Source organism: Streptomyces sp. NPDC001568, assembly GCF_042893755.1.
In the GTDB taxonomy this organism is placed as follows: Bacteria; Actinomycetota; Actinomycetes; order Streptomycetales; family Streptomycetaceae; genus Streptomyces.
Window position 1 is genome coordinate 82,422 of record NZ_JBIAVF010000006.1, and the last position, 13,755, is coordinate 96,176.

11 protein-coding genes are annotated in these 13,755 nt (G+C 73.3%); 5 read left to right on the top strand and 6 right to left on the bottom strand.

Annotation, left to right across the window (positions count from 1 at the left end; genetic code table 11):
• Positions 1 to 31: 31 nt before the first annotated feature.
• Positions 32 to 3,352, bottom strand: a complete 3,321-nt coding sequence (lysX, locus tag ACFY0I_RS12795; protein WP_388893733.1) for a bifunctional lysylphosphatidylglycerol synthetase/lysine--tRNA ligase LysX — start codon at positions 3,350 to 3,352, stop codon at positions 32 to 34.
• Between the two features lie 61 nt (positions 3,353 to 3,413).
• Between lysX and ACFY0I_RS12800 the strand changes: the two genes are divergently transcribed.
• Positions 3,414 to 3,875, top strand: coding sequence for a universal stress protein (locus tag ACFY0I_RS12800; protein ID WP_388893735.1), 462 nt, complete (start codon positions 3,414 to 3,416; stop codon positions 3,873 to 3,875).
• Between the two features lie 52 nt (positions 3,876 to 3,927).
• Here ACFY0I_RS12800 and ACFY0I_RS12805 read toward each other — a convergent pair whose 3' ends face one another.
• Entirely contained in the window at positions 3,928 to 5,136 is a 1,209-nt protein-coding gene (locus tag ACFY0I_RS12805) for a CapA family protein (RefSeq protein ID WP_388893737.1), read from the bottom strand.
• Between the two features lie 301 nt (positions 5,137 to 5,437).
• Between ACFY0I_RS12805 and ACFY0I_RS12810 the strand changes: the two genes are divergently transcribed.
• A complete protein-coding gene (locus tag ACFY0I_RS12810) occupies positions 5,438 to 5,971 on the top strand; it encodes a sigma-70 family RNA polymerase sigma factor (protein ID WP_388893739.1) in 534 nt (177 codons plus the stop codon).
• Positions 5,972 to 6,227: 256 nt separating this feature from the next.
• Positions 6,228 to 6,692 carry a hypothetical protein gene (locus tag ACFY0I_RS12815; protein ID WP_388894400.1) on the top strand — a complete coding sequence of 155 codons (465 nt, stop codon included), beginning with the start codon at positions 6,228 to 6,230 and terminating at the stop codon, positions 6,690 to 6,692.
• 58 nt (positions 6,693 to 6,750) lie between these two features.
• Here the strand turns inward: ACFY0I_RS12815 and ACFY0I_RS12820 are convergent, their stop codons facing one another.
• From ACFY0I_RS12820 to ACFY0I_RS12835, 4 genes are all read right to left on the bottom strand, one after another.
• Entirely contained in the window at positions 6,751 to 7,131 is a 381-nt protein-coding gene (locus tag ACFY0I_RS12820; protein WP_388893741.1) for a hypothetical protein, read from the bottom strand.
• A 42-nt stretch (positions 7,132 to 7,173) separates the two neighbouring features.
• Positions 7,174 to 8,034 carry an Fpg/Nei family DNA glycosylase gene (locus tag ACFY0I_RS12825; protein ID WP_388893743.1) on the bottom strand — a complete coding sequence of 287 codons (861 nt, stop codon included), beginning with the start codon at positions 8,032 to 8,034 and terminating at the stop codon, positions 7,174 to 7,176.
• A 136-nt stretch (positions 8,035 to 8,170) separates the two neighbouring features.
• Positions 8,171 to 10,270: a SpoIIE family protein phosphatase gene (locus ACFY0I_RS12830; RefSeq protein ID WP_388893745.1), complete on the bottom strand. Its 2,100-nt coding sequence runs from the start codon at positions 10,268 to 10,270 to the stop codon at positions 8,171 to 8,173.
• Positions 10,242 to 12,113 (bottom strand): DUF6777 domain-containing protein, encoded by a 1,872-nt coding sequence (locus tag ACFY0I_RS12835; RefSeq protein WP_388893747.1) that lies wholly within the window; start codon positions 12,111 to 12,113, stop codon positions 10,242 to 10,244. The genes ACFY0I_RS12830 and ACFY0I_RS12835 overlap by 29 nt, the downstream gene beginning before the upstream one ends.
• Positions 12,114 to 12,288: 175 nt before the next feature.
• Here ACFY0I_RS12835 and ACFY0I_RS12840 point away from each other — a divergent pair, with 175 nt between their 5' ends.
• Both ACFY0I_RS12840 and ACFY0I_RS12845 read left to right on the top strand, forming a co-directional pair.
• Complete coding sequence (locus ACFY0I_RS12840) at positions 12,289 to 13,194, top strand: YndJ family protein (RefSeq protein WP_388893749.1); 906 nt, start codon at positions 12,289 to 12,291, stop codon at positions 13,192 to 13,194.
• A 28-nt stretch (positions 13,195 to 13,222) separates the two neighbouring features.
• Positions 13,223 to 13,753: a DUF1990 family protein gene (locus tag ACFY0I_RS12845; RefSeq protein ID WP_388893751.1), complete on the top strand. Its 531-nt coding sequence runs from the start codon at positions 13,223 to 13,225 to the stop codon at positions 13,751 to 13,753.
• Positions 13,754 to 13,755 lie beyond the last annotated feature (2 nt).

Below are 13,755 nucleotides of genomic sequence, written 5' to 3' on the forward strand. Positions count from 1 at the left end.
GGCGCGGACGCGCCCCCGTTCGCTCACTCGTTCAGCCGCGCCTCACCAACGGGAACGGGAGCGTCTCACGGATCGTCAGGCCGGTCAGGAACATGACCAGCCGGTCGACTCCGATGCCCAGGCCGCCGGTCGGCGGCATGGCGTACTCCAGGGCGTCCAGGAAGTCGTTGTCGAGCTCCATCGCCTCCGGGTCGCCGCCCGCCGCGAGCAGGGACTGCGCGGTGAGGCGGCGGCGCTGCTCGACGGGATCGGTCAGCTCCGAGTAGGCGGTGCCCAGTTCGGTGCCGAAGGCCACCAGGTCCCAACGTTCGGCCAGGCGCGGGTCCTTGCGGTGCTGGCGGGTGAGCGGGGAGACGTCGGTCGGGAAGTCCTTGTAGAAGGTGGGCAGCTTGGTCCGCTCCTCGACCAGTCGTTCGTACATCTCCAGGACGACGTCGCCGCGGGTGTCCTCCGGCGCGTGCGGGACCTTCGCCCGGTCGCAGAGCCGGCGCAGCACGTCCTCCTCGGTGTCCGCGTCGACCTCCTCGCCCAGGGCTTCGCTGATCGCCCCGTACATGGTCTTGACGGGCCACGAGCCGGAGATGTCGTGGACGACGAGCTTGCCGTCGGGACCCGCCTTGTGGGCAATCGGCGAGCCGTAGGCGGCGGTCGCGGCGCCCTGGATGAGTTCGCGGGTGAGGTCGAGCATCACGTCGTAGTCGGCGAAGGCCTGGTAGGCCTCCAGCATCGTGAACTCGGGGTTGTGCTTGTAGGAGACGCCCTCGTTGCGGAAGGTGCGGCCCATCTCGAAGACCTTCTCCATGCCTCCGACGCACAGCCGCTTGAGGTACAGCTCGGGTGCGATGCGCAGGTACAGGTCGAGGTCGTAGGCGTTGATGTGCGTACGGAACGGCCTGGCGTTCGCGCCGCCGTGGATCTGCTGGAGCATCGGCGTCTCGACCTCCAGGTAGCCGCGGTCCAGCAGCCCTTGGCGCAGGGCCTGCACGGCGCTGGAGCGGGCCCGGACGACGTCGCGCGCGTCGGGGCTCGCGACCAGGTCGAGGTAGCGACGTCGGACCCGGGCCTCCGGGTCGGCGAGACCCTTGCGCTTGTCCGGGAGGGGCCGCAGGCACTTGCCGGTGAGCTGCCAGTCGGAGACGACCACGGACAGCGCGCCCGACCTGCTGGTGCCGACCTCGCCGCTCGCCACCACGTGGTCGCCGAAGTCGACCTGTGTGGTGAAGGACTCCAGCGCGCCGGGACCGGCCTCGTCCCGGGTGAACATCAGTTGGGTGTCGCCGGTCCAGTCGCGGAGCACGGCGAAGACCACGCCGCCGAGGTCGCGCACGACCATCACCCGGCCGGCGAGGGTGACCTGTTCGCCGGTGCGGGCGCCCGGCGGGTAGCCGGGGTGGGCGGCCTTCAGCTGGGCGACGGTGTGGGTGCGCTGCCGGATCCCGACGGGGTAGGGGTCGGTACCGCTCGCCCGGATCCGTTCCATCTTGGCGTGCCGGACCCGGACCTGGTCGGGCAGCCGCTCGGCCCGCGCCCGTTCCCCGTCCTCGCCCACGAGGTCCAGGCCCATGGAGTCGATGGACGGCAGGCCCTCGGTGGTGGCGGGGTTGGTGAGGCCCCTGGGGTGGCCGTTGCCCCACAGGGTGCGCAGGCTCGGTACGGAGACGAAGCCCTCCGCGATGCCGGAGGCGAGGCTGACCCGGGCGAGTGACCCGGCGTCCTGATAGCAGAGGAACCGGGGGTACCACTCAGGGCCGTACTTGACGTTCGAGCGGTACAGCGCCTCCAGCTGCCACCAGCGGGAGAAGAACAGCAGCAGCTTGCGCCACAGCTTCAGGACCGGTCCGGCGCCGATCCGGCCGCCCTCCTCGAAGGCGGAGCGGAACACCGCGAAGTTCAGGGAGATCCGGCGTACGCCCAGGCCCGGGGCGGCGGCGCACAGCTGCGCGACCATGAACTCCATGACGCCGTTCGGGGCGGAGCGGTCCCGGCGCATCAGGTCGAGGGAGATGCCGTCCTTGCCCCAGGGGACGAAGGACAGCAGGGCGATCAGCTCGCCCTTCTCGTCGAAGGCCTCGACCAGCAGGCAGTCGCCGTCGGCGCGGTCCCCCAGCCGGTCGAGGGCCATGGAGAAGCCGCGTTCCGTCTCGGTGTCGCGCCAGCGGTCGGCCCGGTCGACGATCATCTGCATCTCGTCCTCGGACAGCGCCGAGTGGCGGCGGATGAGGGTGGTGGCCCCCGTCCGCCGGACCCGGTTCACGGCCTGTCGGGTGACCCTCATGTCGCGGCCGTCGAGGTCGAAGTGGGCGACCTGCAGGATCGCCTCGTCGCCGAGCTGGAGCGCGCTGAGTCCGGACCGGGCGTAGGCGGTCGCGCCGTCCTCGGAGGCGCCCATGACGGCAGGCTGCCAGCCGTAGCGGCGGGCGACGGCCAGCCAGGCGTCGACGGCGGGCGTCCAGGCGGCGGGATCGCCCACCGGGTCGCCGCTCGCCAGGCACACCCCGGCCTCCACCCGGTACGTCACGCCCGCCTTGCCGTTCGGGGCGAAGACCACGGCCTTGTCGCGGCGGGTCGCGAAGTATCCGAGGGAGTCGTTGCGTCCGTACGCCCCGAGGAGCGCCCGGATGCGGGGCTCCTCGTCCCCGTGCAGGGCGGCGGTCAGTCGTTGGGAACGGAACAGGGTCGTGGCCGCGTTCAGCAGGGCGAGGGCGCCGAAGAGACCGAGGAGGAAGTACAGCGGGCGGGGCGGGCGCCCGTCGAACTGCCGGGCGGAGAAGAGCCCGCCGAACACCTGCTTCGCGGCCCAGTCGAGCCACTGCCCCTTGGGCAGGGTCCCCGGGAACAGTGCGACGAGCCCCCACCCGAGGAGGACCGCGGCGAGCAGTCCGAGGCCGAGCACGAGCATGGCGCGCCAGACGGCCCCGTGCCGGGAGGCGGCGTAGAACTCGCCGCGCGCCGCGATCAGGACGATCATCGCGGCGACGGCGACGGCCATGGACGGGCCGCCGATCCAGTAGTCCCCGTCGGCGATGATCAGGACGTCGACCAGGATCAGCAGGGCCAGATAGGTGACGACGATCCACCACGCGATCTTCTTCCGGGTGCCGAGGGCGGCTGCCAGCAGGAAGAGGAACACGGCGTAGGCGAGGTTCTCGCTGACGGGCACCACGAACTGGTCCAGGAAGCGGACGATGGGCCTCAGCAGCCGTCTCAGCGTCGGGGAGAGGGCCAGCAGGGCGCACAGCAGCCCGAGCGTTCCGAAGAACGCGCCGAAGGCGTCCGGGACCCGGCTCAGGAACCGGCGGTGGGTCGCACGGCTCCCACGGGTCCCACCGGTCTCCTCCACTGTGGCACTCATGGTTCGCACTGTAAGGAGGGCCGCGCCGGTCCGCGCGGCGAGACGGCATACCCTCGGGAGGGTGACAGAGCACGTGAACACGGGATTCGAGCGCGGCACCGACGGACCGAAGGTCATCCTCGCCGGAGTTGACGGATCCGATTCCTCCCTGCGGGCCGCCGCGTACGCCGCCGGTCTCGCCCGCCGCCAGAACGCACTCCTCGCCCTCGTGTACGTCCAGCCCGTCATCCCGGCGGGCGCCTCGATGGGCGCGCCCGTCGCCGACACCACCGGGGAGATCGCGGAGGGCATCGTCGCCGAGATCCGCGACGCCGCGGAACGCCTGAAGGGCGTCTTCGACGTCCGCTGGCAGTTCCACACCTTCCGCGGGGACCCGTACGCCGGGCTCGTGAGCGCCGCCGAGGAGCTGACGGCGGACGCCGTCGTCGTCGGCGCGTCCGAGCGGGCGGGTCACCGGATCGTGGGCTCGGTCGCCGTCCGCCTGGTCAAGGCGGGCCGCTGGCCGGTGACGGTGGTGCCGTAGCCGCGACCCCGGCGGTGGCCGTGCCCCGAGCCGTGGCCGGTGACCGGGAACGTCAGCGGGCGGCTTTCAGGCCGTCCTTGGCGGCGCCGCGGCTGAGGACGGCCTCCGTCACGGCCTCCTGGGCCTCCTCGTAGTCGCCCCGGCCGGGGTCCTCGGCGAGGGCCGCCGGAAGGTTGACCACCCGGCCCGGGCCGAGGTCCATCATCTGCGGGATGAACTCGGCCTTCGTCACCTGCCAGCGCTGCCCGGGCGCGGCCGGCGGGGCGAAGGTGAAGCGGCCGATCGAGCCGTAGTTGCCGCGCAGGTCGCGCGCGCCCGAGTGGTTGAACATCTCGCCGGCGACCTGATCGCCCATCCCGTAGACGATCCAGGTGCCGTTGACCTTCTCGTAGGCCTGCGGGACGTGCGCGTGCGTGCCCAGGATCATGTCGATGTCGGGTCTGCCGTCGGTCTGCGAGGCGGTCAGTGCCTTCCCCAACGAGACCTGCGTCGCGTCGGGATCGGTCTCCCACTCCGTGCCCCAGTGCAGGCTGACCAGGACGACGTCCGCGCCGGCCTTGCGGGCCGCCCGGGCGTCCGCGACGATCCGGTCCTGCTTCATCTCGTTGACCGCCCACGGTTGGCCCTCCGGCATCGGGTAGCCGTTGGTGTCGTAGGTGTAGGCGAGGTGCGCGACCTTGGCGGGGCCCGCCTTGTACATCGTCGTCCGGGCCGCCTCGGCGGCCGTGCGCGCGGAGCCCGCGTGGCCCAGCCCGGCCTTGTCGAACCTGTCGAGGGTGCGTCGGATGCCGTCCGCCCCGTCGTCGAGGGTGTGGTTGGAGGCGGTGGAGCATCCGTCGTACCCGGCGGCCTTCAGCCCGTCGGCGACCTCGGGCGGGGAGACGAAGGCCGGATAGCCGCTGAACGGTCCGCCGTCCTCGCCGTAGATGGTCTCCATGTGGCAGAGCGCGAGATCGGCCGCCGAGACCACCGGCTTCACCGCGGCGAACATGGGGCGGAAGTCCCACCCGTCGCCCCCGGCGTCCGCCGCCGCCCGTTTGATGACCGAGGTGTGCGGCAGTACGTCGCCACTGGCCACCAGGGTGAAACCCCTCTCGGCGGCGCCGGGTGCCGCGGTTCCGGTCGGGGCGGGCGTGGCGGACGACGGGCCGGCGGCGCCGAGCCGGGCCGGGGCGGGTCCGCCGCCGGAGCAGCCGGCGGCGACCACCGGCAGCAGGAGGGCGGAGAGGAGTGCGAGTGCCCGTCGGGTACGTGTGCTCATCTGCGCCGGCTCCTTTTTGTATGACTATCGGATCATCTGATCCGCAATCCATAGGAGAAGACGCGCGAAGTCAAGGAACGGTGCCGTCCGCCCGAGCCGTCCCACTCCGACGGCCCCCCGTCCGTTCGTCGCGCCGTTCGACCGTTCGTCGTCCGGCTCGGCCGCCCACCGGACGACGCGGATGCTTGGGCGCAACAGCGGCGCCGGACGGTTCCGGGAGAGCTCCGTGCAGGTCAGGGTGAGCGAGTCGATCCCCCACGCGGGATCCGAGACCCCAGCGGCCCCCCGGAAGGAGCCACCCGTGCCGCCCTCCCCCACCCTCCAGCACACGGAACCCGAGGCCCTCGCCGAACTCCAGCGCGACCACGCACGGGCCCTGTTCGGTTTCCTGGTCGGCCTCACCGCAGGGGATGCCCAGCGCGCCGAGGACCTCGTCCAGGAGACCCTCGTACGGGCCTGGCAGCATCCGGAAGTACTGAGCAGCAGTCACGAGTCGATGCGGCCGTGGCTGTTCACGGTCGCGCGGCGGCTGGCGATCGACGCCCGCCGGGCCCGCCTGGCCCGCCCGCTGGAGGTGGAGCCGAACGGCCTGGAACACGCGCCCGAGCCCCAGGACGCGGTGGCGGGCTCGGTCACCGCGATCGACATCAGGCGGGCCGTCCGCGGCCTCGGGCAGGAACACCGGGACGTGCTGGTCCAGGTCTACTTCCAGGACCGCTCGGTGGCCGAAGCCGCCGCAGAGCTCGGCATCCCGGCCGGAACGGTCAAATCACGGACGTACTACGCCCTTCGCGCCCTGCGGAAGGACCTCCAGGGGTACGGCCTCGGCGCCTGACAGCCGGACCGCACGCGCCCGCCGCCCTCGAACGGTGCCGGCGAAACTCTCAAGGATCGCCCGGCATGCGCACGAACCGGACAGCGAGCGCATCGATTGCGGCATCAGAGCGTTCAAGTTGAGTAAACATCCCCCGCTCCACGAGTCGTGCGGTGAAGGCTCGGGGGTGACGACGGGAAGCTTGACGCGCGGGAGAGGTGGAACGGTGCAGCCCGAGGGTTCGAACGGCACCAGTGACGGCGGACTGGCAGTGCCCATGGCGTGGCTCTACGCGGAGTACATCGCCGACGAGCTGCTGCGCACGGGCCGGCTGATCCCGGTCAGCACCCTGGAGTTCCGCGCCGGACGCGACACGCTCGCGCTGACGATCTACCTCTCGGACGCGGCGGGCGAGCTCTCCGGCATCCGGGTGGTCTCGCAGCTCGACGAGTGGCTTTCCCTGACGGCCTACGGGCACCCTTGGCGCGACTGGGTCCACACCCGTTTCCTCGCGTTGGGCGAGGAGGCCCGCGAACGCGGCGACGCGGAGGACCCCGACCTCGAACTGGCGCGGGCGGCCTGGCGCTGGCTCGACCACACCGAGCTGTTCGCCACCAACCTCGACCCGGGCCGCCACGACCACACCGACACCCCGCCCGCCCTGGACGAGAACGCCCGCGTCTGGACACCCGCCTGGCAACTCGGCCTCCCCCTGGGGCACCTGGCGATGCACCTGTTCTAGGCGCGGGCAGCGCCGCGGGCTGTTCCGGGCGCGGGCAGCGCCGTGGGCGGCTCGGCGCCTACGCGGTGTCGGCCGGGTCGGTCACCAGGCCGGTGAAGTCGGCCTCGTTGCGCTCGGCCCGGGTCACGTACCAGCGGGCGATGAGCCACATCGCCGGGTACGCGGCCAGGCCCAGCGCGATCCAGACCAGCGGGCCGGCCGTCGACCGCGGGAGCAGGAACGCCAGCGGCAGCAGGACCAGCAGCAGCGCGAGCACCGCCAGCGCGCCCAGGCCGGCACGCAGCTGGCTGCGCATCAGGGCCCGTACGTAGGTCGTGCCGAGGGTGGTGTGCTCGGAGATCTCGGAGCAGGCCGGGGCGTGCGCGGGCGGCCGCCGGCGGGTGCCCCGGGGCACGCCGGTGACGGTCTCGCGCCGGGGCGGGTGTTGCGGCTCGGCCATGGCGGCGGAGTCTACGCGGAGCCCGCTCCTCGCGGAGCCCCGCTACTTGAGGAGGCGGGAGAGCCGGCGGTCCGCGAGGGGCTTGCCGCCCGTCTGGCAGGTGGGGCAGTACTGGAGCGAGGAGTCCGCGAAGGACACGGAGCGGACCGTGTCCCCGCACACCGGGCAGGGTTCGCCCGTCCGGCCGTGGACCCGCAGTCCGCTCTTCTTCTCGGCCTTGAGCTTCCCCGCCGCCACGCCGTGAGCACGCTCGACGGCGCCGCGCAGCGTGTCCTGAACGGCCTCGTGGAGGTGCGTGACCTGGGCCTCGTCGAAGGAGGCCGCCAGCTTGAACGGCGAAACCCGGGCCGCGTGCAGGATTTCGTCGCTGTACGCGTTTCCGATCCCGGCGATCACACCCTGATCACGCAGCACTCCCTTGATCTGCCGGCGCTCCCCCACCAGCAGCGCGGCGAAGGCGTCCCGGTCGAAGCCCTCCGCCAGCGGGTCGGGGCCGAGCCGGGCGATGCCCGGAACCTCCTGGGGGTCGCGCACGACGTACACCGCGAGGCGTTTTTGGGTGCCCGCCTCGGTGAGGTCGAAGCCGCCGCCCTCCTCCAGTACGACGCGCAGCGCGAGGGGCCCCTTCCCCGGACCCGGCGGCTGTGCGGGGAACGCGTCCCGCCAGTGCAGCCAGCCGGCGCGGGCCAGGTGGGTGACGAGGTGGAGGTCGCCGATCCGCAGGGCGAGGAACTTGCCGTGGCGCGCGGTGGGCCCGGCCGTCAGCCCCTCCAGGGCGGTCAGGGGCGGGTCGTACGTCTTCAGCACGCTGACCGCGAGCGGGAGGACACGTTCGACCACCCGCCCGGCGAGGTGCTCGTCGAGGAACTCCCGCAGGGCCTCGACCTCGGGCAGCTCAGGCATCCTCCCAGCCTGCCGCCACCCCACCCGAACCGCGACCCGGCCCCCGTGCCCGCCCCGGGGGCGCCGCCGGCGAGGATCACCGCCGTGCCGTTCGCCGGGTCGTTCCACCGGCCGTCCGGCCGGTGGAACGCCGGGGTCAGGACATGACGAACTCGCACCAGACGCATTTGCCGCTGCCCCTCGGCTCCACGCCCCAGACGTCCGCGAGTCGGTCGACGAGCATCAGGCCGCGGCCCGAGACGCCGGACTCGCCCGCCTCGCGGCGCCTGGGGAGGGCGCTGGAGCGGTCCTCCACCTCCACGCGCAGCCGCCGCTCGGGGCCGGTCAGCACGCGCAGGGTCACGATGGCGGGGCCGTCGGTGTGCATGAGGGCGTTCACGATGAGTTCGTCCGCGACGAGTTCGATCTCGTCGGCCCGGTTGCGCGCACCCCACGCACGGACCGCCGCGCCGATCATGTGCCGGGCCGCGACGAGGGCTTCGGGGTCCCCCGGGGCGACGTGCTGCTGGAGCCGGCCGCCGCCCTGCGGGGCCTCCTCGCCCAGCCGGCGCAGCAGGAGCAGCGCCATGTCGTCGTCACCGCCCCGGTCGTCGACGACCTCGCACAGCCGGTCGGCCAGGAGCTGGAGGTCGGCCGGCCCGTTGCGGACCAGGGCGGTGAGGAACTGGATGCCGTCGTCGAGGTCGGCTCCGGGCTGTTCCACCAGCCCGTCGGTGCACAGCAGGAGCGTTTCTCCCGGATCCAGTTCCACGGTGGTGACCGCGTACTCCAGGCGGCCGAACTCGGCCGACAGCCCGAGCGGCATCCCGCCTTCCACCGGCAGCCGGCGGCAGTCCCCGTCGCGGGTGCGCAGCAGCGGGTCGAGGTGGCCGGCGCGCACCAGTTGCAGGACCCCGGTGGCGAGGTCCGCCTCCACGTAGGTGCAGGTCGCGAACCGGTCGGTGTCCAGTTCGTGCAGGAAGACGGAGGCCCTGGCCATCACCGTGGCCGGCGAGTGCCCCTCGGCGGCGTACGCGCGCAGGACGATCCTCAGCTGCCCCATCACGGCGGCCGCGTGCGTGTCGTGGCCCTGGACGTCGCCGATGACGGCTCCCACCCGGCCGCCCGGCAGCGGGATGACGTCGTACCAGTCGCCGCCGATGTCCTGCCCCATCCGCGCGGACCGGTAGCGGACCGCGATCCGGGCGCCGGGGACGGCCGGGATGCGCCGGGGCAGCATGGCCTGCTGGAGGCCCTCGGCGAGGTCGTGCTCCTGCTCCAGCAGCATGGCCCGTTGCAGGCTCTGCGCGATGCTGCTGCCGAGGGCGACCAGCAGGTTCCGTTCGTCCTGGGTGAAGCCGTCCTTGTCCTGGTAGAGGAGTCCGATGGCGCCGATCGGGCGGGCCTGCGCGATCAGCGGGAGGTAGGCGGCGGCGGAGATCCGCATGGGAGAGATCTTCGCCCAGAGCCCGGGGTAGCCGTGGGCGAACTCCTCCGCCGAGTCGAGGAAGCGCGGCTGGAGCGAGCGGACGACCTCGCTCATCGGGTACGGCTCGTCGATGCGGGTGTAGCGGGTACCGGGCACGAAACTGCCCTGGGGCCCTTCGGCCACGAGGTGGATGCGGCCGGCCTCGACCAGGCCCATGACCATGCCCATCGAGCCCAGCCGTTCCAGGCCGTGGGCATCACCGAGGGCGTCGATCACGTCCTTCACGGTCCGGGCGTGCGCGAGCGCCGCCGTGGTGCTCTCGACCACGGAGGTCTGGCGGCGGCGTTCGTCGTCCAGACCGAGGCGTTCGGCGGAATGGCTGAGTTCCTCGGTGGCGTCGCGGACGATGCCGATGATCCGGTACGGGCGTCCGTCGGTGTCCCGCATGACGCGGCCCTGGGTGTGGGTCCAGCGCAGTTCGCCGTCGCGGCAGCGGATCCGGAAGTAGGCGCCGTAGCTGTCGACGCCGCTCTTGAGGGCGCTGGAGACCAGCGCGTCCAGCCGGGTGGACTCGGCCGGCGGGACGCGCGGGGCGAGGGATTCGGGCCGTCCGTCGTAGGCGTCGGGGGTGGTGTCGAAGACTTCGAGGGCGGCTGAGTCCAGGTGCATGAGCCCGGTGACCAGGTCCCAGTCGAAACTGCCCATCCGGTTCAGTGACAGCGACCGGTCCGCGTGTGCGGGCCAATCGTCCGGCAGCGATGTGGTGCTCGGCACCGGTCCACCATGACACAGCCGGGGGTCAGGCGCTCTCCAGGTACTGGGCCTCATCGGACGCCTCGGTCAGCGGGTCCGGGACGTCGTAGGGGACGTCGGGCAGGAACGGGTCGAGCATGTCCTGCAGGGCGTCGTCCTCCGGGTCGCCGGGCAGGGCCGGGTCGAGCGGGTTCTGCCCGGACGGCTCGGACGGTACGTCGCCGGGTACGTCGGTGGGCGCGTTCGGCGCGGGGTCCGCGGGCCGGGCCGGGGTCGGCGTCCCGGGCGACTGCGGGGTCACGGGTGGCTGCGCGGGCTTGCCGGGCAGGGTGTCCGCGGCCGGCGGGCACGGGGGTGCGGTGCCCGCCCCGGGCAGCTGCGCCTGCGGGCCCGCCAGGGGGAGGCCGGCGGACGGGTCGGTGAACGGGTCGGTGAACGGGTCGGCGGGCACTCCGGCCGCCGCCTCACCGGGGACGCCGCCGGGGGTACTGCCCGGGGCGCCGGAAGGGCCCTCGGCAAGGGGGCCGGGGGCTCCGGGGGCTCCCGGAGCCCCCGGAGCGGAGGCCGACGGCAGGTCGAGCGGCGCGCCGCCGGACAGGTCGCCGGTGAGGTCGTCGACGTCCCCGAGACGGGTGCCGGTGCCCGTGCCGGCACCGGGGTCCGCCGTGAAGCCGTCGACGAGGCCGCCGGTCGAGCCCGCGGTCGACCCGCCGGCCGCACCACCGATCGGGCCGCCGGTCGGGCCGGCGTCGAAGTCCTCGGCGAAGTCGTCCGCGAAGCCGCCGGCGAGCTCGTCGGGTCCGGCCTGAGGCGTACCGGTCGACGGGTCGAGCGGGGCCTGCCCGGGAACGGCCCCGGCCGCCGGGTCGGACGGCAGGCTCCCCGGGGCCTCCCCGGTGACGTCGTACGGCACGTCGGACGGCGCGTCGTACGGGCCGTCCCCCGGCAGGCCCCCCGTGACGTCGGAAGGGGGCCCGGCCGGCGGCGCCGTCGGGGACACCGGCGGCTTGGTGCGCTCCAGGCTGTTCGGGTCGGCCGCGGTGCAGGGATCGGAGGCGGTCCCGGGCGGGATGGCGGGCCCGTCGGGGATCCCGTCCGCCGGGTCGTAGGGCGGCAGCACCCGCGGGGTCTTGTCCTGGGCGCCGTCGTCCCCGGTCCTTCGCTCGATCCAGGTGTTGTCGGCCACGTTGACGATGAGCAGGTTGTCCAGGGGCCGGGCGCTCGGTTCGACGACGACGACCTGGTTGGCCTGGTAGCCCTGCCAGGGGTCGCCCTTGGTGACCGGGCTGCCGTTCGCGGAGCGCGGTGCGACGAGCGGGTTGCCGCAGCCGCAGCGGACCCTCGGCATGCCGTGTTCGTCGACGAGCACGGCCGTGCCTGCCTGGAGGACGGCCTGGAAGTCCTCGGGGTGGCCCTCCTTGTAGCCGTGGCTGGTGACCCGGGTGTCGGCGCGGAGCACCACCGGGGTGAGCCCGCGCAGGAACTCGGGGAGCTTCGCCTGTTCGACTCCGGCGACCGAGGCGAAGGCGCGGCCCCTGGCCTCGTCGGCGACGAGGTAGCCGACCTGTCGTTCCACGTCGCAGCTGCCGAACCGCTGGGTGCCGCCGTACAGGCCGGGCGTGGCCGCACCGATCGTACGGATGCCCCGGCCGCTGCGGTTCGGCAGCGGGGGTTGCACCGGAGCCGACTCCCGGGTGGCGAACGACGCGGTGAAGGGCGCGGTGCCGGCGGCGCCGACGGGCTGGAGCTGGACCTCCTTGCTCTCCGCGGCCGGACCCTTCGTCACCTCGGGCGGCGAGCCCGTGCATCCTGCGGCGAGCAGTCCGACGAGGGCGAAGAGGGTTGTGCAGGTCGGTAGGTGACGGCGCGACGTATGACGGGGTGTCATCGGTGCGGCTGCGTCGTTCACGTCTTTCACGCTGATCTCCCTGTTCGCCCCGAGTTGTCACCTCTTGTCTGCCGCATGTTCCGGGGCCCCGCAAGTGGAGCGCCGCGAGTGGGTGCGGGCGCCCGCACTCCACGCCACCTTGAACATGTTCAATAGACCCCGTAGGGTCACGACCGTAACTTGAACGCGTTCAAAGGAGTGGGCCGTGACGGTACTCGTCAACCTGATCGTCACCCTGGGCATGTTCTACGTCGTCCCCGTGGGCCTGCTCCTCATCGACCCCGCCCGGCTGCGCACCGCCGCCCGGCTGTGGCCGCTCGCGGCCCTCCCCGGGGCGCTGTGCCTGTGGCTGCCGCGCGGCGCGGCAGCCACGGCTCTCGCCGCGCTGTACGCCGTGGCGACGCTGGCCCTGGCGGCCCACGCACCGGCCCGACTGCTCCGGACCCGCTCGCTCGCCCCCGCCGAGGTGGCCGCGCTCACGGCGCTGGTCTCGCCCTCGGTGGCCGGGACCGCCCTGGTCGCCGAGCGGGCCGGGTACCGGCTCTTCGGCTTCGACCTCGACATCCTGGCCCTGACCGTCCCCCACTTCCACTTCGCCGGGTTCACGGCGGCGCTGGTCGCCGGGCTGGTGTGCCGGTCGGCGGGTGCGCGGCGGTGGGCGCGCTGGGCGGCGTACAGCGTGCCCGCCGGCACGCTGCTCGTGCTCCTCGGATACTTCGTGGACGACTGGGCCGAACTGCTGGGGGCGGTGGTGCTGACGGCCGGGATGTGGGCGGTGGCCCTGGTGACCTGGCGCGATCTGCGACCGGCCGCCGGCGACCGGACCACCGGCGCCCTGCTGGCGGTATCGGCGGCCGTACTCGTCGCCACGATGCTGCTCGCCCTGTGGTGGGCGGTCGGCGAGGCCACCGGGATCGCGCACCCCACCCTGACCTGGATGGCCGCGACGCACGGCCTCGGCAACGCGCTCGGCTTCGCCCTCTGCTCGCTGCTCGCCTGGCGCCGCCTGACCGCGATCCCGACCGCCCCGACCGCTCCGACCGCTCCGACCATCGCACCCATCCCGAGCGGCCCCGCGGCGACCCCGCCCTCCCGGGCCGCGACCCGCTGACCGCCGACCACCGAACGGAGACCACGCCATGACCCGCCTCATCAGCACCGGCCGGGACGCCCTCAACTACCCCGACCGCGGCGCCACCCTGCGCCGCCCCCTGCCCGCCGGTTACCACCACCTGCACCACCGGGCCCGCATCGGGCACGGTCGCGAGGTGTTCGAGGCGGCCGGCCGGGCGGTGTCGGAGTTCGCGATGCACCGGGCGACCGGGGCCCGCGTCAGGACGGACGGACCCGCCGCCCCCGGGGTGCGCGTGGAGATCGGGGTCGGCGTCGGCCCGCTGCGCATCACCGTGCCCTGCGAGGTGATCTGGGTACCGGACGCCCCGGACCGGGCCGGATTCGCCTACGGCACCCGGACCGGGCACCCCGAGAGCGGCGAGGAATCGTTCCTGGTGGAACTCGCCGAGGACGGCAGCGTCTGGTTCGAGGTCACCGCCTTCAGCCGACCGGCCCTCTGGTACACCCGCCTCGCGGGCCGGCTCGTCCCCGTCCTCCAGCGCGGCTACGCCCGGCTGCTGACCCGCCACCTGCGCAGGCTGGCCGCGACCGGCTGATA